This is a genomic window from Wukongibacter baidiensis (assembly GCF_050888315.1).
GTDB lineage: Bacteria > Bacillota > Clostridia > Peptostreptococcales > Caminicellaceae > Wukongibacter > Wukongibacter baidiensis.
The window spans coordinates 722,834-747,786 of sequence record NZ_CP138202.1 but is presented as its reverse complement, the minus strand read 5'-3'; the positions used below and the strand labels follow the sequence as shown (position 1 = coordinate 747,786).

At 32.7% G+C, this 24,953-nt stretch carries 33 protein-coding genes; 29 read left to right on the top strand and 4 right to left on the bottom strand.

Going from position 1 to position 24,953, the window contains the following annotated elements; translation table 11 throughout:
- The first annotated feature begins 23 nt into the window (after positions 1-23).
- The 10 genes from R9X47_RS03725 (at position 24) to R9X47_RS03680 (ending at position 3,998) form a co-directional block, all read left to right on the top strand.
- On the top strand, positions 24-179 hold the full coding sequence (locus tag R9X47_RS03725) for a hypothetical protein (RefSeq protein WP_432665370.1): 156 nt from the start codon (positions 24-26) through the stop codon (positions 177-179).
- 337 nt (positions 180-516) lie between these two features.
- Positions 517-720: a hypothetical protein gene (locus R9X47_RS03720; RefSeq protein WP_432665369.1), complete on the top strand. Its 204-nt coding sequence runs from the start codon at positions 517-519 to the stop codon at positions 718-720.
- Positions 713-1,003, top strand: coding sequence for a hypothetical protein (locus R9X47_RS03715; RefSeq protein ID WP_432665368.1), 291 nt, complete (start codon positions 713-715; stop codon positions 1,001-1,003). The genes R9X47_RS03720 and R9X47_RS03715 overlap by 8 nt, the downstream gene beginning before the upstream one ends.
- An 87-nt stretch (positions 1,004-1,090) precedes the next feature.
- On the top strand, positions 1,091-1,306 hold the full coding sequence (locus R9X47_RS03710) for a hypothetical protein (protein ID WP_432665367.1): 216 nt from the start codon (positions 1,091-1,093) through the stop codon (positions 1,304-1,306).
- A gap of 5 nt (positions 1,307-1,311) precedes the next feature.
- A complete protein-coding gene (locus R9X47_RS03705) occupies positions 1,312-1,587 on the top strand; it encodes a hypothetical protein (protein ID WP_432665366.1) in 276 nt (91 codons plus the stop codon).
- 24 nt (positions 1,588-1,611) lie between these two features.
- Entirely contained in the window at positions 1,612-1,896 is a 285-nt protein-coding gene (locus R9X47_RS03700; protein ID WP_432665365.1) for a hypothetical protein, read from the top strand.
- Positions 1,897-1,910: 14 nt separating this feature from the next.
- A complete protein-coding gene (locus R9X47_RS03695; RefSeq protein ID WP_432665364.1) occupies positions 1,911-2,261 on the top strand; it encodes a hypothetical protein in 351 nt (116 codons plus the stop codon).
- A 137-nt stretch (positions 2,262-2,398) separates the two neighbouring features.
- The gene (locus R9X47_RS03690) at positions 2,399-2,998 is read left to right on the top strand and encodes a DUF3343 domain-containing protein (protein WP_432665363.1); all 600 of its coding nucleotides are present in this window, start codon (positions 2,399-2,401) and stop codon (positions 2,996-2,998) included.
- A 56-nt stretch (positions 2,999-3,054) separates the two neighbouring features.
- Positions 3,055-3,330: a DUF3343 domain-containing protein gene (locus R9X47_RS03685; RefSeq protein ID WP_432665361.1), complete on the top strand. Its 276-nt coding sequence runs from the start codon at positions 3,055-3,057 to the stop codon at positions 3,328-3,330.
- A gap of 158 nt (positions 3,331-3,488) precedes the next feature.
- Positions 3,489-3,998, top strand: coding sequence for a hypothetical protein (locus R9X47_RS03680; protein WP_432665360.1), 510 nt, complete (start codon positions 3,489-3,491; stop codon positions 3,996-3,998).
- Between the two features lie 138 nt (positions 3,999-4,136).
- Here R9X47_RS03680 and R9X47_RS03675 read toward each other — a convergent pair whose 3' ends face one another.
- The gene (locus R9X47_RS03675) at positions 4,137-5,165 is read right to left on the bottom strand and encodes a hypothetical protein (RefSeq protein WP_432665359.1); all 1,029 of its coding nucleotides are present in this window, start codon (positions 5,163-5,165) and stop codon (positions 4,137-4,139) included.
- Positions 5,166-5,503: 338 nt separating this feature from the next.
- Between R9X47_RS03675 and R9X47_RS03670 the strand changes: the two genes are divergently transcribed.
- Positions 5,504-6,451 carry a hypothetical protein gene (locus R9X47_RS03670; RefSeq protein ID WP_432665358.1) on the top strand — a complete coding sequence of 316 codons (948 nt, stop codon included), beginning with the start codon at positions 5,504-5,506 and terminating at the stop codon, positions 6,449-6,451.
- Between the two features lie 241 nt (positions 6,452-6,692).
- Here R9X47_RS03670 and R9X47_RS03665 read toward each other — a convergent pair whose 3' ends face one another.
- On the bottom strand, positions 6,693-8,252 hold the full coding sequence (locus tag R9X47_RS03665; RefSeq protein WP_432665357.1) for a hypothetical protein: 1,560 nt from the start codon (positions 8,250-8,252) through the stop codon (positions 6,693-6,695).
- A 115-nt stretch (positions 8,253-8,367) separates the two neighbouring features.
- Positions 8,368-9,789 (bottom strand): hypothetical protein, encoded by a 1,422-nt coding sequence (locus tag R9X47_RS03660; RefSeq protein WP_432665356.1) that lies wholly within the window; start codon positions 9,787-9,789, stop codon positions 8,368-8,370.
- Positions 9,790-10,036: 247 nt separating this feature from the next.
- On the opposite strand from R9X47_RS03660, the gene R9X47_RS03655 reads away from it, so the two are divergent.
- From R9X47_RS03655 to R9X47_RS03585, 15 genes are all read left to right on the top strand, one after another.
- The gene (locus R9X47_RS03655; protein WP_432665355.1) at positions 10,037-10,738 is read left to right on the top strand and encodes a DUF4489 domain-containing protein; all 702 of its coding nucleotides are present in this window, start codon (positions 10,037-10,039) and stop codon (positions 10,736-10,738) included.
- Between the two features lie 232 nt (positions 10,739-10,970).
- Positions 10,971-11,561, top strand: coding sequence for a DUF4489 domain-containing protein (locus tag R9X47_RS03650; RefSeq protein ID WP_432665354.1), 591 nt, complete (start codon positions 10,971-10,973; stop codon positions 11,559-11,561).
- A 110-nt stretch (positions 11,562-11,671) separates the two neighbouring features.
- Positions 11,672-12,250 (top strand): DUF4489 domain-containing protein, encoded by a 579-nt coding sequence (locus R9X47_RS03645; protein WP_432665353.1) that lies wholly within the window; start codon positions 11,672-11,674, stop codon positions 12,248-12,250.
- Between the two features lie 297 nt (positions 12,251-12,547).
- Positions 12,548-13,081, top strand: coding sequence for a DUF4489 domain-containing protein (locus R9X47_RS03640; RefSeq protein WP_432665352.1), 534 nt, complete (start codon positions 12,548-12,550; stop codon positions 13,079-13,081).
- Positions 13,082-13,150: 69 nt separating this feature from the next.
- Entirely contained in the window at positions 13,151-13,669 is a 519-nt protein-coding gene (locus R9X47_RS03635; RefSeq protein WP_432665351.1) for a DUF4489 domain-containing protein, read from the top strand.
- A gap of 116 nt (positions 13,670-13,785) precedes the next feature.
- Entirely contained in the window at positions 13,786-14,292 is a 507-nt protein-coding gene (locus R9X47_RS03630) for a DUF4489 domain-containing protein (protein WP_432665350.1), read from the top strand.
- Positions 14,293-14,349: 57 nt separating this feature from the next.
- Positions 14,350-14,853 (top strand): DUF4489 domain-containing protein, encoded by a 504-nt coding sequence (locus tag R9X47_RS03625; protein WP_432665348.1) that lies wholly within the window; start codon positions 14,350-14,352, stop codon positions 14,851-14,853.
- Positions 14,854-14,950: 97 nt separating this feature from the next.
- Positions 14,951-16,006, top strand: coding sequence for a DUF4489 domain-containing protein (locus tag R9X47_RS03620; RefSeq protein ID WP_432665347.1), 1,056 nt, complete (start codon positions 14,951-14,953; stop codon positions 16,004-16,006).
- 223 nt (positions 16,007-16,229) lie between these two features.
- On the top strand, positions 16,230-16,766 hold the full coding sequence (locus R9X47_RS03615) for a DUF4489 domain-containing protein (protein ID WP_432665346.1): 537 nt from the start codon (positions 16,230-16,232) through the stop codon (positions 16,764-16,766).
- Positions 16,767-16,921: 155 nt separating this feature from the next.
- Complete coding sequence (locus R9X47_RS03610; RefSeq protein ID WP_432665345.1) at positions 16,922-17,482, top strand: DUF4489 domain-containing protein; 561 nt, start codon at positions 16,922-16,924, stop codon at positions 17,480-17,482.
- A gap of 45 nt (positions 17,483-17,527) precedes the next feature.
- Positions 17,528-18,073, top strand: coding sequence for a DUF4489 domain-containing protein (locus tag R9X47_RS03605; RefSeq protein ID WP_432665344.1), 546 nt, complete (start codon positions 17,528-17,530; stop codon positions 18,071-18,073).
- A 281-nt stretch (positions 18,074-18,354) separates the two neighbouring features.
- A complete protein-coding gene (locus tag R9X47_RS03600) occupies positions 18,355-18,516 on the top strand; it encodes a hypothetical protein (protein ID WP_432665343.1) in 162 nt (53 codons plus the stop codon).
- Between the two features lie 357 nt (positions 18,517-18,873).
- Positions 18,874-19,491, top strand: coding sequence for a DUF4489 domain-containing protein (locus R9X47_RS03595; RefSeq protein WP_432665341.1), 618 nt, complete (start codon positions 18,874-18,876; stop codon positions 19,489-19,491).
- A 146-nt stretch (positions 19,492-19,637) separates the two neighbouring features.
- Positions 19,638-20,258: a DUF4489 domain-containing protein gene (locus R9X47_RS03590; RefSeq protein WP_432665340.1), complete on the top strand. Its 621-nt coding sequence runs from the start codon at positions 19,638-19,640 to the stop codon at positions 20,256-20,258.
- A gap of 98 nt (positions 20,259-20,356) precedes the next feature.
- Entirely contained in the window at positions 20,357-20,977 is a 621-nt protein-coding gene (locus tag R9X47_RS03585; protein WP_432665339.1) for a DUF4489 domain-containing protein, read from the top strand.
- 426 nt (positions 20,978-21,403) lie between these two features.
- On the opposite strand, the gene R9X47_RS03580 is transcribed toward R9X47_RS03585, so the two are convergent.
- The gene (locus R9X47_RS03580) at positions 21,404-21,685 is read right to left on the bottom strand and encodes a hypothetical protein (protein WP_432665338.1); all 282 of its coding nucleotides are present in this window, start codon (positions 21,683-21,685) and stop codon (positions 21,404-21,406) included.
- 165 nt (positions 21,686-21,850) lie between these two features.
- Between R9X47_RS03580 and R9X47_RS03575 the strand changes: the two genes are divergently transcribed.
- The 3 genes from R9X47_RS03575 to R9X47_RS03565 all read left to right on the top strand — a co-directional run bounded on the left by R9X47_RS03575 (position 21,851) and on the right by R9X47_RS03565 (position 24,924).
- Positions 21,851-22,066 carry a helix-turn-helix domain-containing protein gene (locus tag R9X47_RS03575; RefSeq protein ID WP_432665337.1) on the top strand — a complete coding sequence of 72 codons (216 nt, stop codon included), beginning with the start codon at positions 21,851-21,853 and terminating at the stop codon, positions 22,064-22,066.
- Positions 22,067-22,349: 283 nt separating this feature from the next.
- A complete protein-coding gene (locus R9X47_RS03570; protein ID WP_432665336.1) occupies positions 22,350-23,429 on the top strand; it encodes a glycosyltransferase in 1,080 nt (359 codons plus the stop codon).
- Positions 23,430-23,433: 4 nt separating this feature from the next.
- Complete coding sequence (locus R9X47_RS03565; protein WP_432665335.1) at positions 23,434-24,924, top strand: glycosyltransferase; 1,491 nt, start codon at positions 23,434-23,436, stop codon at positions 24,922-24,924.
- Positions 24,925-24,953: the final 29 nt, after the last annotated feature.

Sequence of the window (24,953 nt, the reverse complement as noted above, 5' to 3'; positions counted from 1 at the left end):
AGGAAAAGGGAGGACTTTATAAAATGTCAGATCATTTCAGAGCCCATGCTGTATGTCAAAAAATCGTAGGCTTGTTTGGACAACAAGCACTTACAGCCTTTGCAGCACAGGTACTAGAAGTATATGAGGCTCAATTTGCAATCGCAAAAAGTATCGATGATGATGGGGTAGAAGATTAGAAAGGAGCTGTCTCACAAAGGGTTCTCATGAGTTCAGTCCGGGGTGTTTCAGAAGGAGTGAAATTTCAAATAACGCAGAAGTTCACCATTCTGAAACACCCCCTTTCTTGTTCCAAGATATATTAGACAGTTAGGCATAATGAAAATGATAATAAGAGTTAGAATAATGTTTTTAAGACCCTAAAAAACGCCTGAATATTTGAAAAAAGGAACTTTGAGCTTGTAACTAAAAAGTGTCTATGTGAAGTTACTTAAAATTATTTAGCCAGAAAGTAGAACCATTTTGAGCCCAAAATCATATATATAATATAGTAAGCCCACTTAAGGAGGTCATTATATGACGGAAAAGCTTGAAAAGAACTCATCAAAAATTGATAAGCAAAGCGAGTTTTATATGAGATCCGATATAATTGACCAAAGCAACATAATTAGTCAGTCAAATATGGCACTTTCTGTATATTCGGTAATAACTCAATCCTACTCTTCTGTCAAAATTATTCACACTGGTGTAGATGATAGAGAGGAAGAAAGGCATGAGTGATAACTGGATAACTATAAAATGTAATAGTAAGAGAAAAAAAATACCATCAGAGATTCGAATAGACAAAAGTGGGAAAGTCTTCTTTGATGGAGAATTATTTGATGAAAACAATCCTAAATTCAGGAACTACCATATTGACATAGAGAAACATGGCAGGGTGAATACTGGAGAAGAGACACGGAGAATGATAGAGAGCCAAAGGGAAAGTAAAAAAGGTGATACGGTTGTTCTTAAGGACATTAAGGATAAAGAAAAAGCAGAAACAACAATAGTTAAATATTAATGTAAAACTATACTTAGTCAAAAAATAATTTAGAACCTCGAGCTTGTAATCGGTTAATCGTTTTGTTCTTTTGAGGAGGAACTAAACATGTATAAAGGTAGTAAAAAAAACGATGAGACTGGGGCTAAAGCAACGACGGTTTTAACCCTGGGAGACTATACAATACAATTTTATAGAGGAAATAAAAAAAAGAATCCCTACAAATTGATTGAAAAAATATATGAATTAAGTAGGGATAATACAAGTAGCCCCTGTGAAAAAAATAGAGACTTGAAGGCAATAGTTAGGGAATACATGGAGTGATATTTATGAAGCCAGTCAAAATATCCACAATACAAAATCTATGTAGCCAGGGGAATGTTGTAAAGTCCCGCAAGGCGACTTTGTCACAATATAATCACATGGTTTTGATTGGACTTGAAAAACTAAACGATGGCTTTCAAGATTCAGAACCTATTCCTATATACATAAGAATTAGTAAAGATGGAGAGTTAGAGATAATAGGACTAAATGAAGGGATAACAGATAATGATGGAAACATAAATATATACTCTGACAAAAAGGTTACACGTAGCAAGAGATGATTGAACTCGAAAGGAGCTTGCTAGATGGAATCTAATCACAAGGGGGGAAAAACTGAAAACCGTATCTTTAACTTTCTTACAAATCTAAATAATCAATCTAATCTAGTTAGTGCTACCAATGTTTCGAGCGAGCAGATGAACTCAGTTTTTTTATTGGTATCACCATACTACCTTAATAAGTTTAATCAAGAAGGATTGGATATTGAGATAGAAATTGATGAAAAAGGCGTTATCACAATTAATAATAAACAATATGAGGCAATAGAGATCAAACCAGGAGTCAAAATTTTTGGCGTCATAAAGAGATGACAGGAGAGAGTTGTATGAAATGTCCTATTTGCAATGATGAAGAAACTATAAAGATACATAAGAAGGATAAAGTAAAATTTCAGTGCAAAAAAGGCCATATTTGGTATGGGGACTATAAAGACAATGGAGGACCTCATAGAAGACCATATTCATACGATGTACAGCTAGAGGATATTTTATTTCCTAGTGAAAAAGTGATTTATAGGAAGCTGTTAGAAGATATTGAAAAAAACAATAGCTTCTATAATGAAGCCGATCCTATTTCTAAGGCAAAGTCATTTATGAAAAATTGCAATATTACTGAAGAAGAAATGATAAATTTATTTAGAAAAATCTCTAGCTTTGAGAAAAACAAAGATAGGTAAGGCAACTGCATAATTCAAACTTGGCAGAATTGCATAATAAATCGGGGATAGCTCTAGGGATTTTAAGACTATATAAAGCGGAAAAGTCTTGTGAAAAGTAGTTATGCAATTTGCTCTGCTACATTTAAAAGGGTGATATGATGAAGGATGAACATTATTTAATAGCATTTGAGTCAATAAATCATGCAAACTATCTAGAAAGTGAATTAAAAAAATATGGTCATAGGGTTGATACCGTGCAAACACCTGAATACTTAACCAATGATTATTATCTAGCATTGAAAGTCAATAGAAAAGCTCTAGAAGCTGCATATGAGAAAATTATAGAGATTAACCTTGAAAAATTTAGAATATATAAACACTTTATTAGAAATGGTAAAAAAACATATAAGCTCGTAATGAAAGACGATGAAGATCTTGATAAAGGTTTTTTAAATATGCTTTTTGACCAAGAAAATAAGGGATACAAAGTAAATGAGAGAAAACAAAGACTGAAAGAGGCAATAGATAGAATAGATGCAGAAGAAGTAATAAAAAAAGATATTATTATTGCTAAAGAAAGCATAAAAGAAAAAATCATCCCTATGGATGAAGGGAGTGCTATGGAAATAAAAGTAGTAAAAAACTCAGCTAGCAATGATGAGAAAGATAAAAGAAGAAAAAGGAAAAAACTAGATCCAATTGAGTTAATTGAAGGATTATATAAATTAAGACAAAAGAAAAATAGAATTAATTGAGGGAATGAAATAGATATACAAAATGTGACCTAAAGACCTTATAAAGGGATGATACAATGGGAAATGAAAAAAACTACTTGATGGTATTTGATTCTCAAAATCAAGCGTTTTTTTTAGAAAGTCTATTAAAAAGAAAAAACTTTGATGTAGATTACATTCAGGCACCTAAATACTTGGCAGCTAGCTGTAGCGCATCTTTAAAGATGGATAGGTATGCTTTAAAGTTTGCCTGCGAAATGATTAACACATTTAATTTAAAAATCTATAGAATTTATAAATGCTCTAAGGAGAATGGAAAACTAATCTATAGAGTTGTAAAAACAAAAGCCTAGAATAAAGAAAAACACTTAATATACGATGAATTATTTGAAAAGGGTAGGCGTTTCACCGGCTACAAAGAAGTCCTTTCAAATTTGTTAAGTGCTATTTATTAATTGTATCACATTTTTCACATTTTAAAATATGATAGTAGTGCAAAGGGGGAAGTTACATGAGTAATATAGATAATAATGCAAATAGTATGGAAGATATAATAGTGAACAATATAATTTTGGATTCAGATGTTGGTGAACATGATATTGAAATTAGCCCAGTAGAAGAAGAAGACTTAACTTGTTCTTTTGAAGGTGCAGACTGCTGTTTCGATATAACTCAAGATGTTGTCTTTGGCAAGTGCCAGGATAATGAAGAAAAGACAGTTGGTCCAGTTAGATTAAAGTGTCAAGCTAGGTTATTAAAAATAAATGTTCTACTTAAGAAAGTTTGTAAAGGTAGAAAGGTTTCAATAGGAGTACTTGTATGTGAAGGTAGAAAGACTAAAGGATTTAAAGGAACAGAAATTGTTGTACCTGGTAAACCAGGCACAGGTTGTACTAATATAAGAGTTACTAATTTCTGCTTTGTACTTCCAGAAGAGAGTATTTGTGATAGGAAAAAAGTTGAAGTGAAGGTAATAGCTCACTATACAGACTTAAACCCACTTTTTGATTGTTCTTGCTAGATTAAATATATAGAGTTTCTAGTAAGACATGAATTTATACATATACAAACACTCAGTGCTTTAGGAGTTTGAAAGGTGTATAGTTTAATAGTTTTACTAGAATCTCTACAAGAGTATAGGGAGTTAGCTTAGAAGCTACTAACTCTCTATACTCTTATCAAAGCCAATAAATGAAATTCGAGGGTTAAAGGTTCCGAAAACCCAATCAACGTTTAAATGTTTTAAATCATGGTCGCAATTTGAGAAAAACTTGTATCTAATAAAATCATGTTTGCAGCTTTTGGGGTCAATAAAAGCATCACTCCATGAATTACCGTTATCAATAGAATAGCGACTATACAATTTATCTAATTGAACCCACATGATCCATAATTTATTACTGGTTTTTATAATTGATGGATATGAGGTATTAGAAGGCTCAGATAGATTTGTGATTTTGGAGCCTGAAAAACTATCCTTTTTAAAGGATCCACTAAAATACCTAATAGTTAAACTATCAGCTATAAACTCAGACCATGACAAATGAAAGGTATTGGTATTGTCCTGGAGTACTGATAGATACATTTTCTTGTTTGAGGTATTAGTAAGCTGAATTGGTAAAGCCCATGTTTTGTCATCAGCATTAAAAGTACTAGAAAAAATCTCTTCGTTTTTCAAATAAAAGACCGTGGGTTTTTTTGCTGAAAAAGTAACGACAAATGGAGGGACAAAGGGGTGGGCAGAAATAGAATCTATAACAAACTCATACCACACTTTACCATCGAAATAGTGACTAAATAGTGTCCAGGAATCACTACTCAGCATATCCTGAAAAAAATATATTATACAGAGAGTGGAGTCTATTTTCATTATATATGGATACATTAAGCTATATTTTTCGCTATTGTAAGAAAATAATTTTTTTTCTTTAATAAGATCATCCTTATCAGAATAGAAATATAGTACATCTCCGCCTTCAGGGGATGCAATACCATAAACTTTATTCGAATTATCTATTTTAATGTTGAATAGGTATTCATCAACATCATTTAGTAGTTTTTTTGGAGTCTTCCAACCACTTTTGATGTTAAACTCTCTTATAAAAAGATTATTATTAGATGAGTAAAAGTTTAATATATCTCTATTTGATTTTTTAATAATGCTGTGTAGAGCATTAATAAAAGCCATAACGACTTCACCTCAATAAAGTAATGACATTTTAAAGATTAATAAATTTTACCAAAAGAATGTAGAAGTGTTCATTAGTTCAGTAAAATTTATCTAAAGCTTTAAGATATCATGACTATAGATTATTAATTACCATTTGTTATAAAAATATATGCTCAAATTTAGAATATATAACAAGATTTATCACAAGCGGAGCCTAGAAAACATATATTAGAGTAGGGGATAGGATAAGCACAAAAAAAATCACCATAATACGATTAAAACATATACTGTTAACAGGAAGACATAGAAAAGTTTTCAAAAATGTTAGTATTCATAAAAAGGGAGGTAAGTATTCTATGCATCATGATCATGATGATTGCTGCAAGGGAAAAGTAAAATGTAAAAGACCTATAAGGCCAAGAGACATAAAAACTGAATGTATCTTTGTCGAAAAAGTATTTGATTCAAGGATTTTTAAAACTCAGGAAGTTGTTGACTGCTGCCCATGCCCTATTACTATAGACAAAGATATAGTAGAAATAATTGAAGACTCAGTTGTGGTTGAGTGTAGAGTAGTAAAATTTAATCCAGTTATTGAGATGCTAAAAATAAATGGACAGATAATAGATCCATGTGACCATGACAACATTGTTCAAGGACCAGGTGGAATGGAGCAGATTAACTTAAGAGAATTAGACATAGACTTTAAGGATTGTCTCGAAAGAGGTAAAGGTGTCAAGGTAAGTGTTAGACAAAAATTGTGTATAGAGTGTAAAGTAAAGATAACAGTTACAGGTGAAGGTATCTGCTATGATGAGCATGGATGCCCAGTAAAAGTTAAATTTACCGGCTGTGACACTATTGAATGTGGCTTTGAAAATATAAGAGCAAGATTCAATGATATGTGTATGCCGAACAATAACGCAGTATTCCCAGTTCTTATAGGCGATGCTTGCGCTGCAAATTGCATATTTGATTTGGATATGGCAAAATTAGTTGACGACTGCGATACATGCGGGTCAGACAGAATCAAACTCTTTGGAGAATTGATTTTCTGTATAAAATGTGAAAAGAAAATAAAATTCCCAGTTGAACTTTGTGTTCTTTCTACTGGTTTCTGCCGTGAGCCAGAAGTAGACTTTACAAGATGTGGACCAAATGATTTTCCAGACCTATTCCCAGTGCTATACCCTGAAGAAGGTCATCCACACCTATCTGTAGATGAAGAAGAAGTAGAAATTATTGAGGAGCCTTATGAGGAATCCTTCGAGGAGTCCTTTGAAGAATTTATAGAGCTTGAATAGTTGATGAAATCAAAAAACACCTAATTAAAGTTGTGCAAATAATGCAGAATAGAGGAATCAATATATCCTTTATTCTGCTTTTTTATAATACATAGAAAAATGACCAAAAAAATAGAAGACTGGAGATTAGCAGTCTTCTATATATAATACGATAAGCATCTTACACTCTGGAGATTTAACGGCCAAAGTTTTAAGAGTGCTGAATCTTCTAAATGTAATAGAGTTTTGTAACTTATATATTTTAACTATTTATTAAAAAGTCTTTCATTTTTTTGAAAATAGATTTTTTTGTAGAACTATTTACTTCTTTCTGTATGTTTTCATCAATTATCTCATCATCTGTATTTTCTGAAGTTTCAATCTCCACAGGTATGATGCACTGATCTTGCATATTGCCACTAGTAGATATGTTCATATCATCTGCTTCTTTCTCATTTTGTGATTCATCATCTAAATAAGATATTGGTTCAGGTATTTTAGCCACATTATTGATTCTCTTACTCTCGAAGGTAAGATCTTTCTCGATTTCATCTTCGACTACTAAGTCATCAGCTTCTGTAGTCAATTTATCATCTAAATATAATGATACTTCGCGGATTTTAGATTGAGGATTAGTCTCTTCATCTTTATAGAAAACATCATTTTCAATTTTGCCTGCTTTACTTTCATCTAGCTCTTCATCAAGTAGATCGAGTATTTCATCACCTTCATCATCACCATACCAAGCTCTATCTACATTATCCTTAGGCTCATTGTCTTTCATTCCTTTTCGAACCAAGAAATCACTATCTAAGCCTAAAAGAAAAATCTCATTATTTATGTTGGTTCCAAAGGTAATTAAATGCTTAGAAAAGCTTTTATCCTTATAAAGGGTTCCTAAAAACTTGGCAGTAAATATATTATCAGATTCAAGCAATTCTCTTTCAGTTAAGTTGCTAGCTTGTTTTTTAGGACAAAGATGGTATAGCTTGTCGTTTGATTTCCAGGAAATCCATAGGTTATCATCGACTTCAAATATATGATAATCAGTGTCTACAATATCGCCTAAATTAATCTTATTATTGAGCTTTAGTGATCCTACCATATTATTAAAATCGTTAATACGTTGATCAAGATATCTAACAGAATTATTTTCTTTAAAAACAAAATGGATTGTATCTTTTGAGTCAATCAAAAGGTTTAGTATATTAGTACTTTCATTTTGAAACTTAAGGTTCACTGCAGAGGACCATCGATTTCTTTTGCCATCAAAGATCTTAACATATATTTTACCTCTATTTTTAGTATTGGCGTTAAATTTGTATAGAAATAGGATTTCTCCATTTCTATTATAGTCAACGAAGTAAGGCTTAATATTTTTCGTTATCATAACAGGGGCTAGATAGTTGTACTTCCATTGGTTGGACTGTGAGTATATATGGAAAACCTTATAGGGCTTATTCTCAGCATGATTTCTAAAGGCATAGAATATATGGATGGAGTTTTTTACATTGAGTAAGTTAACAAAATCTATATCGGATTTAGAATTTGTTTTCTTAAAGGTTTTTCTCTTCCAACTATTGTTAGAATGTTTAAAATAAATAAGTTCATTATTGTTTTTCACGCATACTAGGTCAATGTCATCCCCTGTTTCCATAGCGACATCATAGGTTTTAATATTGTCTATCAACTTTACTTTCTTTATCGGAGTATTATTAACGATTATCCTATAAAAAAGTGAGTTATTTGAAATATAGAAGTTCCATATTTGTCCATTGTTTTTATGAACGAAAATCTGAGAATGTAAATCGTAAAAATTCATAGCTATCCCCCTCATAAAACTAAATAAAGATTAATATTATATATATGTCTGTTTTCCATTTTCCAGAATAAGTATTCCAAAAGTTTTATTGATATACAACTAAGGTTAAAATAGCCTATTTGAGCCACTGACAGCTGCTTCTAATTTTCTCAACCTTAGAATTTAAATCCCTATGTTTGTCTTCTAGCGTTTTTAATAATTCTTTTATTTCCTTTTTCTGCTCTTTTAGGTTATCAATTTCATCATATAAATCATACAATTTATGTATAAATTCATCTTTGCTTAAATCATTGAGAGTACATAGATCTAGTTCATCATCTTGAGACATATCAGTGTTAGTATCTGCAGACAAAAGATTAGATTTCATTTCTACAGCTGCTATTTGAGGCTTAATAGAATCTAAATATTTTTCTAAATTTGACTTAGTATCTTTTTTACTCTTAGGTAAAACAGTTCTAGCTGTTTCTTTATGAGGATGCTCGTTAAACAATGTTGAAATGCTAACCTCGTTATATGGATCATCAAGTCCTAAAATAAAGCTTTCTTCTTCATAAATGCCAAAGGTTAAAGGAGCTTTAACGAGATCAAGTGATTTATAGCTTCTACCTAAGTAGGAAATAGGCTTTAAGGGACAAGGGACAACATTCCTAATGTTTTTTACACTACTCCATGAATCCTTATGGGATTTTGCTTCTGTGTAGTAGAATTGATCATTTTGCTTCCATAATAACTTAATGTGACTATTACATTGCATCAATACAGGATTTGTGAAATTTGATATTTTTGCAGGAAAAGTTTTTGACTTTTTCCATCCCGAGGCCAGTGTAGAAGTGACCTTTTTCTTTAAATAATTTACCTCTATATTTTTATTATATAGATATGACCATACAACGTGTATAAAATCATTCGTGTCACACAAAATGTTCATATTGATAGTATCGTAGGCCTTACTGCTCAGCTTTGCTGCCAGACTCCACTTAGAATGATATGTATTAAACATCCTATAATAAAGTACAGACTTACCATCTCTGAGAGATCTATAAATCAGATGAATATTTCCATTGGTATCCATATCCGCCTTGTAGGGATATAGGTATTTGTCAAAATACATATCTCCAATTTCGTAACTTTTCCATGAATTTTTACTGATTGATAAATGAAGAATTTTCCACGTATCACTCTTAGGGTTTTCTAGCTTGAGGAAAATGATGTTTAAACTATTTTTACTAAAATACACTTTTAAATCCCTTAACTTAGATGGTTGCAGTACTAAATTAGTAATGAACCTCTTTCTCCACTTTCTGTCTTTATAAAAAAAGTGAATCAATTTGTTGGAGGTATCTAAGCAAATAATATGAATAATATCTGAACTATCCACACAAATAGAAAAGTCTCTAATATTAGCATAGAACTTCTTTCTAACTTTCTTTTTCCCCTGTTCTAAGATTTCTAAATAGAGTATGCTGTTCACTAAGTAAAAGTAATAAAACATAGAGTTATGCCTAACAAGATACTCATTTTTCCTCATAATTGACATACTAACACCACCTTAATGATTTAGGCTTTGTATTATATATATTCATAAATAAGGGTCTATATCAAAAAAAAATTGATAGTAGTGACTTATTTTGAAGAAAAAAATTAAAACTTATATTTCTAGAGCTAGGAACAAAATTTTAAAAACTGCATAATATGTAGTGCAAGAAGACAAGGGAGATACATTTAACAAATACCCTTGAATACTTGATAATAAATCAAGATTATAATAAGGAGGAGTATAATTAATGTCATGCTATATTAAGAAAAAGGACCATGATAGAGATTGGGATTACGATAGAAGATGTGATAGAGATTATAAAAAAGATTGTGGCTGCGATAGAAAGAAGGACTATGGATGCGCTAAGGATAAAGACTGCGCTAAATGCGAAACACTAAGTCCATGCCCTAAGAAGATATTACTAGAATGTGGCACAACTGGTGGTATGATGACGTTCACTGCTACTGGTCAAACATTTAATGCAGCTAATCTAACTGTTGATACCTCATGCTTCTGTAAGCCTGAAATAAAGCTTCAGTTTTCAAGTCAGGTTAATGCTATGTTAGACCCTACAGCAGGATTGTTTAATGGAACTACTGTTGTTCAAACGCAAGCGGATGCAGAAGTAGTACTTCTTTATGAATTAGTTTGCAGACGTAATGGCGGAAGTGAAATAACAATAGGAAGCTGGACATTTAGAAGATTTTTAACAGGAGGTTCAATTACATCGGCTGCTGCTGAGGTTACTGCTGTTGATGCACAGGATTTAACCACTTCCGATACATTCAGTTTTGACAAATGTATATGCTCATCACCTTGTCAAGGATGTGTCGACTATATGGTTAGAGTAACTGCTACTACAATAAGTACTGTTGGAACAAATGGAACTAATAACGCTACTGCAACTGTTTCTATGGGTCAACTTGCAGCAAAAATTCAAGAGTGCTAATTAAAATTTGTTAAATTTCTTTAAACCTTCACTTATGTGGGGGTTTCTTTTTTGTGATCATTTCTCAAAGAGAAATCTGACCAAAATGAAAGGGTTCAATGTCCCTGAATTTTTTATGAACACAATTTAATTTTTTGCATAATATGTAGTGCAAGAATATAGGGACAAATTCTATAGTTTTGAGATTTGAAATCTTATTTGCTGTGAAAAAGTAGAAAGGAGGGATATCTTAATGGGTGGCTATATAAAAAAATCTAGTTATTATGACAAAAAAGATAGTGACATAAAAGTACCATGTGATTGTGGAAAAGAAATAGACTGTGCAAAATGTGAGCCCCTAAGCCCATGCCCAAAGAAAATATTAGTAGAATGTGGTACTATCGGTGGAAGAATGATGCTGACTACCTTAGGCCAAACCTTTGATATGGCAAATGTTACTGTGGATACTTCATGCTTTTGTAAGCCTACAACAGAGATTCAGTTTTCTAGCCAAGTTAGCGCTGTGCTAGAGCCTAATGCAGGCGACGATGGTGGTCTAATTGCAGAAATCACACTTCTATATGAATTGATTTGTAGACGTAATGGTGGAGGCGACATAACAATAGGGTCTTGGATGTTTAGAAGATTTTTATCAGAAGGATTTCAGGATTTAGAAACCACTGACACATTTAGTTTTAGTAAATGCGTGTGCCCTGAACCTTGCCAAGGCTGCACCAGTTATTTTGTTAGAGTAACTGTTATAAGTTTAAATGAAAGTACTGAAGTTACTAATACAGCAACAGTTTCTAATGGTCAGCTTGTTGCCAAAATCCAAGAATGCTAATTGGAATTAAACAAAGTTTGTGATGTGGAATCTTATTTGCTATGAAAGATGATAAAGAGTATGTAACATTCCTATAAATTAAAATGAAAAAGTAGAAAGGAGATATTTTAATGGGTGACTATAGAAATAAAGGCAAAAAGGATTGTGGAAAGGAAATAGACTGCGCAAAATGTGTACCTCTTAGTCCATGTCCTAAGAAAATATTAATAGAATGTGGAACAACAGGTGGTACAAGGACCTTTACAGCAGCTAATCAGACATTTGATGCAGCTAGTGTTACTGTAGACACATCATGTTTCTGTAAACCTATAACTGACCTTCAGTTTTCCAGTCAGGTTAATGCAGTATTAAATCCCACAATTTCTGTAGGAGCATCGATCGATGCAGAAGTGGTACTTCGTTATGATTTGATTTGTAGACGTGATGGAGGAAGTGAAGTAACAATAGGATGTTGGACGTTTAGAAGATTTTTAACATCTACTCCCGCTAGTATAGATGCAAATCAATCTTTGGAGACTTATGATACTTTCAGTTTTAACAAATGTATATGTTCAACGGCTTGTCAAGGATGTATTGATTACTTTGTTAGAGTGACGGCAACAACAGTTACTGTAGATGATAATGTCCCCAATATTGCAAGTGCGACTATTTCTATGGGGCAGCTTACAGCAAAAATTCAAGATTGCTAGTTAAACCCGAATTATTAATGAAAGATTCAAAACTTTTATGATTAATCCAGGTTAAAAATTTACTAAGTTTCTTTAAACCTTCACTTATGTGGGGGATTCTTTTTTTGAAGTTATTTTTTGGAGAAAAATCTAACCAAAAGGAAAGGGTTAGATATGCTTGCGTTTTATTAACAGAACATGAACTCCTGCATAATATGTAGTGCAAAGAATATTGGACAATTCTATTAAAAGAATTATACAGATAGATTCTAGTCTTTTTTTAAGTATTAAAAAATTAATCAAAAGGAGGATAAAAATATGCCAGGTTATTTGAAAAGAAAAGATGATAGAGATTGTGACAAAAAAGTGTCCTGTGATTGTAAAACAAATGAGAGCTGCGATAAGCACGTAAAGCCAATATCTAAGCCGCTCTTATTATTCTGCGGTCAAGGAGGTAACACTGAATTTACAAGTCCAGACGATCCACCAGTAAATATAGGATCTGTTGTAGTAGATACAAGGACTTTGGATAAACCAAAAATCAAAATTAAATTTTCAAGTATCGTTAATTTTACAGGTCTAGCGGCAAATCCAGCAGCGCTATTAACCTTCAGACTATTTAGAGTCTGTGATGGAGGAGTACCGTTTCCATTAAGCAACTGGGTATATGAAGCATTTCAGATAAATGAAGTCAACGCACTGTTAAGATTTAATACTTCCTTTGCATTTATATTCTGTGAGCGATCAAGATGCCCTAGACTGTGTGAATATTTTGTAGAGGTATCTATAGATAATCTAGTTAATGCTGAAGTGGCTGTTAATAATGTCCAGATTCAATCCTTTGCTCAGTAATTGGATGCTAATATGGGATTGGAGAAAAGATAGTTAATTAAAAAAAATCGTAAGGGAGGAATTCACTTTATGTCAGCTTTAAAAAAGAAGTCTGATTGTGATAATAAAAAGGATAAAGATAATAAATCGCTATTTTTATTCTGTGGTCAAGGGGTGAGCACTGTATTTTTAGGTACTGAAAATGATACTAGGCCTCCTATACCTCCTTCATCCAGGATTGCAGAGGTTGAAGCAGACACAAGAGGTATGGATAGACCTGTGATTGAAATAGAGTTCTCAAGCATCGTTAATTTGTTGTCATTCCCCGGATTTGACGATGATGCAGCATCACTAAGCTTTTTGTTGTTTAGAGCCCAGGATGATAATGAACCAGTATTAGTAAATAGCTGGCCCTATGAAGTCTTTGAAATGGAAGAGGTCAGCAATATAAGATTATCAACTTCCTTTGTTTTTAACTTCTGTGAATGCCTAGATACTTCAGGGTGTTTTACATACTTTGTAGAAGTATCTGGAGGTGGGATAAGAAATGGAAGTTTAGGGATTAATAATGTTGAAATTGCCGCATTGGTTGGAGAGTCATGTTGCTAAAACCTTAAGTTTTGACTTATATATGGATTTGTAAATCTTAAACTTTAATTTATAGAGGAACTGAGGTCAATAAGCTAAAAAATAATAAAAATTTTAGTAAAGGAGGAATCTATTTTATGTCAAGTTATATTAAAAAAGCCTGTGACTGTACAAAAGACATAGACTGTCATGAGCGTAAAACAAATGATTCATTAATTAAACCAACCCTATTATTCTGTGGTCAAGGCGGAAAGGGCATATTTGTAGGACCAGATAACCCAAGGGCTATTGTAGGGAGAGTCTTGGTAGATGCAAGGGATATATGTAAACCAACGGTCAGCATAGAGTTCTCTAGCATAATTAGTTTTTTAGCTACCGATGAAGATGCAGAGGGACGATTAAAATTTTCATTAATTAGAGTTTGCAATAATAAATCTCGAGAACTGCTAAATAATTGGACTTATGAGGTGTTTAGGATTGAAGATTTTCTTGATGGGATGAGATTTACTGATTCATTCAGCTTTAATTACTGTGATTCTTTACCTTGTCCTGAATGCTGTGAATACTTTGTAGAAGTATCTGTAGAGAACCTTCTTACTGCTAATATAGTAGTAAAAAATGTTCACATTACAGCAGTGGTATAGTGACTATAGGATTTATCTATCTATGAAATAACGATAATTTAAGGGAGGGAATATTTGATGGTAGGTAAAATAAAAGGAAAAGACGATCTTGACAAAGGTTGTGATACTGTAAAAACAAAGGATGCAATCCGTAAACCGCTTCGCATATTCTGTGGTCAAGGAAGTAGTGCTCAATTTTCAGTTTCAAATACTACTCCAGCCAATATTGGCTTTGTTACAGTTGATGCAAGAGAGATGTGTAAACCATTAGTTAAAATTAAGTTCTCCAGTATTGTGAATCTAGTAAGTACAGCATTTGACCCAGAGGCTAAACTAATCTTCACTTTATCTAGAACCTGTGACAATGAACAGCCGATAGAGTTAAATAGTTGGATATATGAAGCTTTTCAAATAGAGTCTGCTTTCCGAGTTATAGGATTGATTAACTCATTTACCTTTATATACTGCGATCATTTAAACTGTTCTAGGCTATGTGAGTACTTTGTGGAAGTATCGGTAGAGAATATTGCTAACGCGGGAGTATCAGTTGATAACGTTCAGATACAAGCAAGAGCCCAGTAGTTATAGGACTCTACTATATGTTAAATAGAGATTGATAGAGTGCTAAGCGTAATATTTTTTATAACTTAAAAAATTTTGCAAAGGGGGAATTTAATTTATGCTAACTTATAAAAAGAAAGATAATTGTAAGGGAAACTGTTATGACGATGGAAGAAAAGACTGTGATGCTAAACCAGTGCTATTATCCTGTGGTCAGGGGACGAGTGCTGTGTTTCCAGGCAATAATACAGTAGATCCTGTAATTCCTAGTCCATCTTCGGCTAGGGTAGGGCTGGTTACAATAAATACAAAGGGTATATGTAAACCCGTAGTTGAAATCGAGTTCTCAAGTATTGTTACTCTAATAACTTCTACGGATTTTGGATTTGAAAAGGCTTCACTAAATTTTCAGTTATTTAGAGTCTGTGATGATGAAGAGCCAGCTTTGGTGGATAGTTGGTTATACGAAATATTTAAACTTGAGACTGCTAATCCTTCTTTAAGAATAACTAGTTCCTTTAGTTTTACATTCTGTGAATGCTTAGATTGTATTGGATGTTGTGACTATTTTGTTGAAGTATCTGTGGGTGGCTTAGAGTCAATTGAAACCATATCTGTAGATAACGTTCAAATTGCCGCATTTATAGGGGAATCTGGGGACTGTGTAAGAGATGAAGACTGTACTAAAACTATAGCAAAACCTCCAGTAGATGATTTATCCCTATTATCATGTGGGCAAAGTATAAATGGGATCTTTACAAATCGAGATATGGGTCCAATTACTATAGGTAGGGTAATCATTGATACAAATGATATATCTAAACCAACAGTCAGCATAGAGTTTTCTAGCATAATTAGCTATTTACAAACAGATCTCTCTATATCCATTAATGAGTTTGAGGGCCCGGAAGCAAATTTGAAGTTTAGCCTATTTAGAGCTTGCGATGATAGAAAACCAACATTACTAAATAGCTGGACATATGGAATATATAGGCTTGGGCAAGATGATACCGATACAAGAATTATTGACTCTTTCAATTTCAATTTCTGTGATGATTCAGCTTGCTTAGGATGCTGTGAATATTTTGTAGAAGTGTCTATTGAGGAATTGGTTGCTGCCATTATTTATGTTGACAATGTTCATATTACTGCATTGGCAGGAGAGGGCTATTAGAAAAGAAGATATAGCTACTAATTGGAAATGCGTCGAAAGGCGCTTTTTTTATTTTGCAATTATTATTCAGAAGCTGTGATAAGAAGAAATAGTTTCCAATATTTGTAACATGTTTAACACTATAGCATAATATGTATTGCCAAAATAATAAGTATTTTAAATAGGCTTGAGACCCTGTAAATATAATTATTTACTTGAATAAATAGAAGGAGGAAGATATTTTATGTCAAGCTATATGAAAATAAGGGATGACTTTGATAAGAAGTGTAATAAAAAAACGTCCTGTGATTCTAAGAAAGACATAGATTGTGGGAAGGTAGAAAAGCCAGGTAAACCAATGCTGCTATTCTGTGGAAATGGTGTTGATGCAGAGTTCACTAGTGCAAATTCTCCAGCAGTTAATGTAGGCTTTGTAACTGTTGATACTACTTGCCTATGTAAACCTTTAGTTAAGATTAAATTTTCCAGTATTGTTAATTTAACAGGCTTAGCTGCATTACCAAATGCAATATTGAACTTTAGGCTGTTTAGAGTTTGCGAAAATAGTGAGTCATTACTTTTGAATACTTGGGTATATCAGGCATCCCTAATAAGTGATAATGCTGTCCCGTTAACCTTTAATACGTCATTTACTTTTAATTTCTGTGATCGATTAAGTTGCCCAAGATGTTGTGATTATTATGTAGAAGCCTCTGTAAGCACTTTAGCTAATGCTACTGTAGGAGTCTCAGCTGTTCAGGTTCAAGCTATAACACAATAATTATAGCTGTTAGAAATCATTAAAGATAAACAACTTTAAGATTTAATCAATTACAAATAAAAAATGTAGAAGCGTTCAGTATTTTCTTTGAAATTGATTTTAAGTGTTAGAGTTATTTATCTATGATAGAAGAAATATAAAGGAGGATATATTTAATGTCAACTTCTGTAAAGGATTGTAATTGCAAAAGAATTATTTATGATGACTGCGACAAAGAAATCTGTGATGAAAAGTGTAAAATGAAAAAAAATAGAAAGGCTAAGCCAACAACATTGTCATGTGGAACAGGAAATAGTGTTACATTCGATGCTGTTGGGAGTGATAATGAGGTAGTGATCCCTAGTCCATCTTCAGCTATAGTAGGTCAAGTTTCAATTGATGCTTGTGACAAAGGTATATCAACTATTGAGATTGAGTTTTCGAGTATAGTCAATTTAACGGCTTCTTTTGATGATGCAAGGGGAGCTTTGATATTTAGACTCTTTAGAACCTGCGGCAATGATGAGACGGAGTTAGTAAATACCTGGACCTATGAGGTACTAGAAATCGAAGATGTCAATGTTATCACATTGTCTAATTCATATAGCTTTACCTTCTGTGAGTGCTTAAAGAATGCTGGGTGCTGTAGTTATTTTGTGGAAGCATCTGTTGGAGGCTTAATAAATATAGAAACCCTGTCCGTAAATAATGTTCAAATATCGGCTATTGTCCAATGATTAGCGGAATTGAAAATAGAAAAATTAAAAGGAGGAATATGTTTTATGTCAGGATATATGAAAAAAGTGTCCAATAAATGTGATAGAAAAACAACCTGTGATTGTAAAACCGATACAGGATGTGCAGTGTGCGAACCAATGCACCCATTTTCAAAGAAAATAGAATTAGTATGTGGTCAAGGCAGCAGAGCAGCATTTACCAATGCAAATGATCCAGCAACAATTGTTGGAAGAGTTGTAGTTGATACAAGGGATATGGATAATCCAACGGTTGGAATACAGTTTTCCAGTGTTATTGAGTTTCTAGCATTATTCACTGCTGCGGAGGCTAGATTAGATTTTGAGCTTTTCAGAGCCTGTGATAATGGAATTCCACAAAGATTAAAAAGCTGGACCTATGATATATCAGGAATAGAAGGAAATACCGGTGACTTTGATGCCTTAAGATATACAAAATCCTTTAATTTCAATTTCTGTGATTTCCCAACTTGCTCAGGCTGTTGTGAATATTTTGTACAGGTATCGGTTGTTAGTATATCTGTAGTTACTGTATTAGTAGATAATGTTTATATGACTGCTTTAGTACAATAACTTGTAGACTATTGTAATGGACAAATAAAATTTCTATCACTTTGGCACAAGCTCTCATTAAAAAGCATATTATAAAGTAATGACATAGTAAAGATAAATAAATTTTATTGAAAGAATGTAGAAGCGTTCATTATTTCAGTAAAATTTAACTAAAGGTTTAAGATGTCATGACTATATATGGAGAAAGAAGTTCAGAATGAATTTTCAGTGAGGCAAAGGCCCTTAAAATAGATATAAGTATGGTTTAACTAATAAAGTCCTTAAAGATTAGGGGGATTGGAATGAGAGATGCCAGAAAGATGAGAAGAATAATCGAAAGGACAAAGAGAACCCGTGAAGAGATTGAAGAGACAGATGAAGAAACAATGGACCCTATAGAAAAAAGAAGAAAGGCCATAGCAAAAAGAAGAAAGGAATTGATGGAGGAGCGTAAAAATAGATAGGTAGTACTCGCTATCCCTTAAATATTTGAAATAGCAGATTTTTATTTTTTTAATGGCACAGGGCGAAAAATAAAAAGTTAATATTAGCTTACATTATATACTTTAGAAGTAAATAAGGAATTAATAAATATTTAAAAAGTGATATATTGAATTGATTAGGCAATCTCTTAGGAGATTGTCTTTTTCTTTGAACAGAATCTAAATAACTGCATATTATGAAGTGCAAAGTTAGATAAGGTAGAGTCTTGATATTATTCCGTGTTTTTATATAATTCTGTGAATTTAGAATCATGTAATTGTCTCAAATGATTACTGACAAGTAAATATAAATAAAAGATATAAGGAGGAATAGATTATATGTCAAGCTATATTAAGGATATAAACGGTAGTGATAAAAAAGCATTCTGTGATTGTGAAAAGGATACAGGATTTGCAAAATGTGATGAAAGATTAAGTCCTTGTCCAAAAAAAATATTAGATGAATGTGGTATACCGGTAGGAGAGACAACATTTACTTCAACGGATAGTCCAGCGGTGATACTAGCTACGGTTGATGTTGATATTTCATGTTTTAAAAAACCTCAAATTAAGTTAGAGTTTTCAAGTCAAGTTACTTTTGAAGGTCCATTGGATCTAAATCTAAGTTCAACAGTTGATTCAGAGATAGTACTAGATTATACTTTGGTTTCCAGCCAAAATGGCTCTGAGATAGATATAGGTAGTTGGACTTACAGTAGACTCTTTCCAGTTGGAACACTCCAACCAATTGCTGGAGTTCCAATAATTACAACAGATACCTTTAGCTTTAACAAGTGTATATGTGAACCATTATGCCCAGGATGTATAACATACTTTGTTAGAGTAAAAGCACGTGTTGTTAGTGCGGGTCTAGATCCAGTTTCAATGCAGGTGATACCAAACGCCAGAGCTACGGTATTTCAAGGGGAAATAGCTGCATCAGTTCAAGAGATGTAATGATAAGGGGAGTTAGAGATAACCAATTTCAAGGTTTAATAAATTTCAAAGAAAAAATGTAAAAGCATTCATTATTTTCGCTGAGATTTATTTTGAATCTTAATGTTGTTTATCCATAATAAAAAGTATAAGGAGGAATAGATTATATGTCAGGCTATATGAAGGGCATAAAAGATCGTGATAAAAAAGCACCTTGTGACTGTGAAAAGGATACAGCACTTGCAAAATGCGATGAAAGACTAAGTCCCTGTCCAAAAGGAATATTGAATGTATGTGGTATATCGGGCGGTCGGGCAACATTTACTTCACCAGATAATCCATCAGTGGTACTAGCAAGGGTTAATGTTGATGTTTCATGTTTTAAAAGACCTGAAGTTAAGATAAAGTTTACAAGTCAAGTTAGATTTGAAGGGCCATTAGATGTGAATCTGGCTTTTACAACTGATTCAGAGGTGCTATTAGATTATACTTTAGTTGCCATCCAAAACGGATCTGAAGCAAATATAGGGAATTGGGTCTATAGAAGACTTTTTCCAGTCGGTACTCTTGTTAATTTCATGGGGACTCCTATAACTACAACGGATACATTTAGTTTTAATAAATGTATATGCCAAGCATCATGCTTAGAATGTATAACATATTTCGTTAGAGTAAAAGCACGTATTGTAAGTCAGGGTGAGGATCCAAGTTCGATGCAGGATGTACCAAATGCTAGGGCTACTGTGTTTCAGGGACAAATAATTGCATCTGTTCAGGAGATGTGCTAGTCAGATAAATTCATATTATTTTATATAATAGAGTCTATTGCGAAATAAAGAGTTACTGATAACAAATATATTAAAAAATATAAGGAGGAATGCATTACATGTCAGGCTATATGAAGAGTGTAAAGGATCGCGAAAAAAAAGCACCTCATGACTGTGAAAAGGGCATAGCATTTGCAAAATGCAATGAAAGATTAAGTCCTTGTCCTAAGAGAGTATTGAATGAATGTGGCATATCCGGCGGAGAGGCAATATTTACTTCACCAGACAATCCATCTGTGACCCTTGCTGCGGTTAACCTTGATCTTTCGTGCTTTAAGAAACCTCAAATTATTATAGAGTTTTCAAGCCAAATTACATTTGAAGGCCCACTAGATTTGCTTTTTACTTTACCAAGTGCTAATTCAGAGATAGTACTAGATTATACTTTGGTTTCCAGCCAAAACGGATCGGAAGTGAATATTGGTAATTGGACTTATGAAAGACTTATTCCAGCTGGGACCATTTCTACATTTATGGGAGTTCCAATAACTACAACAGATACTTTTAGCTTTAACAAATGCATATGCCAATCCCTATGTCCAGGATGTATAACATATTTTGTTAGAGTAAAAGCACTTGTTGTAACACAAAGACAAGATTTTACTGCAATGCAGGCTGTACCAAATGCTAGAGCTACAGTATTTAATGGGGAGATAATTGCATCTGTTCAAGAGATGTAGTTGATACAGAGATAACCCTTTTTAATATTTTTAGACAATGCCTTAAAAAGCGGACCCTATAGAAAAAAAGAAGGAAATTAATATAGGCGCGTAAAAATAGATAGAGGTTGCTTATATATTAGCCATATATATATATTTGGATTATGTAGGGGACGGCTTATGACCGTTCCTAAAATTGTACTTAATAATGTGTTAAGGTATTATACTAAAAAAATCAACCGGTGCTATTAAATTTAACTTGCTTAGTTAACTCCCATAGCGAGGGATATTGATATTTCCTTTTCGTTCATGCAATGAACCTGCTTTTTCTTTATATTTAAAAGGTAAAAACAGATTCATTAAAATCACTAAAAGGAAATATCAATATCCCTTAAGTATTTGAAATAGCAGAGTTTTGAATTTTTCATGAATAATTCGGGATTAATATTAGCTTACATTTAAAATGTAATTTGTGAGGGCTATACCATCTTTAAGCCCTTGCTCATAAATACTCTCAATAATAATCTTATAAATCATAGATTCTGTTTCTTCATAGGTGCCTATAAGATACTTATAATCCTTTGGCAGGTGTTTTTCAATAAGACTATGTAAATTAATACATTCCTCTGACAATTTTCTATAGTCGAGATTACTAATAAGAATTGAATCACTAGTGGTACAAGCTCTATCAATTATGAATTCTTGCAAGACGTCTTTAAAATTTTTCAACTTTTTTCACCTCCTAGATACTATAACTATTCTACATATTGTTATAGAAATTATATAATTAAATGTAGTTAATGTCAATGGTTATTCTATAACTTTCTATAGAAAAAAGTTTGATTCTTGTAGAAAAAATACTATAATATATATAAACGATTGGGAGGTATTTTAATGGGCTTTTCATTTAATCCGCTTTGGAAATTATTAATAGATAAAAACATGACGAAGGAAGATTTGAGAATTGCAATAAAGACTTCTCCGTCTACTATTGCTAAAATGGGTAAAAACGAATATGTTTCAATGAGAATATTAGATTCAATTTGTAAATTTTTTAATTGTAAAATAGAAGATATTGTTGAATATGTACCAGAGGAAAAGGGGGATTAGGGTACGCTTTAGGAGTTATTCTTATTTATACGAAACATAAAAAAACAATATCCTAGATCTTATACAAAAAAACAATCTGTGCATCTTACAGAAAGATTATGAGCAATCAATCTGTAGGAATACACAGATTATTTTTTTTGCCAAATTTAATAGGAGAAAATAAGTGTTATTATTGCCTTCAACTAAGGTTGTTATCTATATAAGAGAACAATTTCAGAGACAAATCATATAATGATTCTAGGAGCAATGTAAGAGCCTACAAATTCTGAATGGGGGAATTTAGTTGGTAACTATTAGTTTGTGTATGATAGTTAAGGATGAAGAAGATGTTTTAGAGAGGTGTCTTGAGGCTGCTAGTGATATAGTTGATGAAATTATTATTGTGGACACAGGCTCTATGGATAAGACTAAGGAGATTGCGGGTAAGTTTACCGATAAAATATATGACTTTGAATGGATTGATGATTTCTCTGCTGCGCGGAATTTTGCCTTTAGTAAGGCTACTAAGGAATATATACTTTGGTTGGATGCAGATGATTTAATTTTTAAGGAGGATATAGAGAAATTTAAGGAACTAAAGAATACCTTAGATAACTCAGTGGACTCTGTAACTATGCTATATAACCTTGCGTTTGATGAAAAGGGGAATGCAACATTTAGCTTAAGGCGAAATAGGCTTGTAAAGAGAGCAAATAATTTCAGGTGGATTGGCTTTGTCCATGAGTGCCTAGTTGTAGGTGGAAATGTTATAAATAGTGATATTGCTATTTCACATAGAAAATTGAAAGAGTCAACGGATCGAAATTTAAGAATATACCGTAAAAAAATAGAAGAAGGAGTACCATTTACTCTAAGGGATAGGATATATTACGGAAACGAGTTGTTTGATAATAATTATCAAGAAGAAGCAGTTGAGATTTATGATGAGTTATTGCAGATGGACGGAGTATGGTTTGAGGACAAAATTAATATTTGTGGTAAAATTTCAGACTACTATTATTCAAAGGGCAATAACAAGGATGCTAAAATGTACAGCCTACAATCATTTTTATATGATAAGCCCCGTGCTGAGTTCTGTTGTAGGTTAGGCTATTTCTTTCTAGAAGAGGAGAGGTATCATGACGCAATTTTCTGGTACGAATTAGCTACAAAATTGGAGAGACCAGTGAATTGCTTAGGTTTTATTAATGAGGTTTGCTGGACATGGCTTCCTTATTTACAGCTTTGTCTTTGTTATGATAGAATTCAAAACCATGAAAAGGCCTTTGAATGTAATGAAATGGCTGCAAGCTTTGTTCCAGAGAATAAAAGTGTACTTTACAATAGAGAATATTTTAAAACATTAGGACTGGAGAGGGGATAAGTGGATGAAGTCGCTGTTAAAACTTATAAAAACTTTTAGACAAAAGTTTAAAAGGATATTTAGGAGAGAACCGTCTCATAGAAAAAATGATCCTAAGAAAGAGATTTCTAGCAATAAGGGAGAATATAAGATAGGACTTACAAGCATAGTTATATTAACCTATAATCAACTTGAATATACTAAGTTGTGTTTAAAAAGTATTAGAGAATATACAGATGAGGCTACCTATGAGATTATTGTTGTAGATAACCATTCCACCGATGGAACTGTCCAGTGGCTGCAGGAACAAGAAGATATCAAAGTGATTTTAAATGATGAGAACTTGGGTTTCCCAAAGGGATGTAACCAAGGTATTAAAATTGCCAATGGAGACAGTATTTTATTACTGAATAATGATACTATTGTAACGAGGAATTGGTTAATAAACTTAAGAAAGTGTTTATTTAGTCATGAAAAAATTGGAGCTGTTGGACCTGTGACGAATGTTTGCGGGCACTATCAAAGGATTCAGATTCCCTATAGAACTATAGATGAAATGCATATTTTTGCTGAGCAATACAATATTATATCCAACCCAGTAAAATGGGATGAAAGTATAATGCTAGTAGGATTTTGCTTATTAATTAAGCGTGAAGCGGTAGAAAGGATAGGCTTATTAGACGAGCGATTTACCCCAGGTAATTATGAAGACAACGATTATTGCTTTAGAATGAAGAAATCCGGATACTCCTTAAAGATATGTAAGGATACTTTCATTCATCATTTTGGAAATGTTTCCTTTAATGAGGCACCTAGTATGTTTGCAGATGTTCTTATAGTCAATAGAGAAAAATTTAGAGATAAGTGGGGATTTGCCCCTATGTATTATCAACATATTAGATTGCATTTACTTGGCTTCATTAAAGATCCTATGGAAAAACAATTAAAGGTTCTAGATGTTGGTTGTGGGCTTGGTACTACACTATTAGAACTTAAAAATAGATATAGAAATGCTAAAATATATGGAATTGAGTTAAATAAGGCTGTTGGAGAAATTGCTGGGACCCACGCAGATGTTATTATCGGCAATATTGAAAAAATAAACCTGAATTTTCCTGGGGATTATTTTGACTATATAATTCTAGGTGATATATTAGAACACCTAGAAAAGCCTGATGAAGTACTAATTAAACTAAAGAAACACTTAAGAAAAGAAGGGGAGATGTTAATTAGTATTCCTAACGTAATGCATAACAGTGTAATCAAAGACTTACTATATGGAAACTGGACATATAAGGATGCAGGAATCCTTGATCGTACTCATTTAAGATTCTTTACTTATAGAGAGAGTATAAAAATGTTTGAACAGGCTTCGTTAAAAACTGTTGATTGTGTCACTGTTAGAGCCGAGGGGGATAAGGAATTTGTAAAAAAATTAGTAGGCATTACAGACCCTTCCTATGAATGGGAGTATTACACTTATCAATATTTGTTTAAGGTGAAGAAGAATACCTAACTATATTTAAACCTCTGAAGGAGGAGTTA

Coding starts and splice junctions, on each gene's coding strand:
- R9X47_RS03725 (WP_432665370.1), top strand. CDS start 24: ATGTCAGATCATTTCAGAGCCCATGCTGTATGTCAAAAAATCGTAGGC.
- R9X47_RS03590 (WP_432665340.1), top strand. CDS start 19,638: ATGTCAGGCTATATGAAGGGCATAAAAGATCGTGATAAAAAAGCACCT.
- R9X47_RS03685 (WP_432665361.1), top strand. CDS start 3,055: ATGGGAAATGAAAAAAACTACTTGATGGTATTTGATTCTCAAAATCAA.
- R9X47_RS03645 (WP_432665353.1), top strand. CDS start 11,672: ATGGGTGACTATAGAAATAAAGGCAAAAAGGATTGTGGAAAGGAAATA.
- R9X47_RS03670 (WP_432665358.1), top strand. CDS start 5,504: ATGCATCATGATCATGATGATTGCTGCAAGGGAAAAGTAAAATGTAAA.
- R9X47_RS03605 (WP_432665344.1), top strand. CDS start 17,528: ATGTCAGGATATATGAAAAAAGTGTCCAATAAATGTGATAGAAAAACA.
- R9X47_RS03655 (WP_432665355.1), top strand. CDS start 10,037: ATGTCATGCTATATTAAGAAAAAGGACCATGATAGAGATTGGGATTAC.
- R9X47_RS03700 (WP_432665365.1), top strand. CDS start 1,612: ATGGAATCTAATCACAAGGGGGGAAAAACTGAAAACCGTATCTTTAAC.
- R9X47_RS03630 (WP_432665350.1), top strand. CDS start 13,786: ATGTCAAGTTATATTAAAAAAGCCTGTGACTGTACAAAAGACATAGAC.
- R9X47_RS03600 (WP_432665343.1), top strand. CDS start 18,355: ATGAGAGATGCCAGAAAGATGAGAAGAATAATCGAAAGGACAAAGAGA.
- R9X47_RS03595 (WP_432665341.1), top strand. CDS start 18,874: ATGTCAAGCTATATTAAGGATATAAACGGTAGTGATAAAAAAGCATTC.
- R9X47_RS03620 (WP_432665347.1), top strand. CDS start 14,951: ATGCTAACTTATAAAAAGAAAGATAATTGTAAGGGAAACTGTTATGAC.
- R9X47_RS03680 (WP_432665360.1), top strand. CDS start 3,489: ATGAGTAATATAGATAATAATGCAAATAGTATGGAAGATATAATAGTG.
- R9X47_RS03695 (WP_432665364.1), top strand. CDS start 1,911: ATGAAATGTCCTATTTGCAATGATGAAGAAACTATAAAGATACATAAG.
- R9X47_RS03585 (WP_432665339.1), top strand. CDS start 20,357: ATGTCAGGCTATATGAAGAGTGTAAAGGATCGCGAAAAAAAAGCACCT.
- R9X47_RS03720 (WP_432665369.1), top strand. CDS start 517: ATGACGGAAAAGCTTGAAAAGAACTCATCAAAAATTGATAAGCAAAGC.
- R9X47_RS03575 (WP_432665337.1), top strand. CDS start 21,851: ATGGGCTTTTCATTTAATCCGCTTTGGAAATTATTAATAGATAAAAAC.
- R9X47_RS03690 (WP_432665363.1), top strand. CDS start 2,399: ATGATGAAGGATGAACATTATTTAATAGCATTTGAGTCAATAAATCAT.
- R9X47_RS03635 (WP_432665351.1), top strand. CDS start 13,151: ATGTCAGCTTTAAAAAAGAAGTCTGATTGTGATAATAAAAAGGATAAA.
- R9X47_RS03650 (WP_432665354.1), top strand. CDS start 10,971: ATGGGTGGCTATATAAAAAAATCTAGTTATTATGACAAAAAAGATAGT.
- R9X47_RS03625 (WP_432665348.1), top strand. CDS start 14,350: ATGGTAGGTAAAATAAAAGGAAAAGACGATCTTGACAAAGGTTGTGAT.
- R9X47_RS03610 (WP_432665345.1), top strand. CDS start 16,922: ATGTCAACTTCTGTAAAGGATTGTAATTGCAAAAGAATTATTTATGAT.
- R9X47_RS03665 (WP_432665357.1), bottom strand. CDS start 8,252: ATGAATTTTTACGATTTACATTCTCAGATTTTCGTTCATAAAAACAAT.
- R9X47_RS03705 (WP_432665366.1), top strand. CDS start 1,312: ATGAAGCCAGTCAAAATATCCACAATACAAAATCTATGTAGCCAGGGG.
- R9X47_RS03715 (WP_432665368.1), top strand. CDS start 713: ATGAGTGATAACTGGATAACTATAAAATGTAATAGTAAGAGAAAAAAA.
- R9X47_RS03640 (WP_432665352.1), top strand. CDS start 12,548: ATGCCAGGTTATTTGAAAAGAAAAGATGATAGAGATTGTGACAAAAAA.
- R9X47_RS03710 (WP_432665367.1), top strand. CDS start 1,091: ATGTATAAAGGTAGTAAAAAAAACGATGAGACTGGGGCTAAAGCAACG.
- R9X47_RS03660 (WP_432665356.1), bottom strand. CDS start 9,789: ATGTCAATTATGAGGAAAAATGAGTATCTTGTTAGGCATAACTCTATG.
- R9X47_RS03675 (WP_432665359.1), bottom strand. CDS start 5,165: ATGGCTTTTATTAATGCTCTACACAGCATTATTAAAAAATCAAATAGA.
- R9X47_RS03565 (WP_432665335.1), top strand. CDS start 23,434: ATGAAGTCGCTGTTAAAACTTATAAAAACTTTTAGACAAAAGTTTAAA.
- R9X47_RS03615 (WP_432665346.1), top strand. CDS start 16,230: ATGTCAAGCTATATGAAAATAAGGGATGACTTTGATAAGAAGTGTAAT.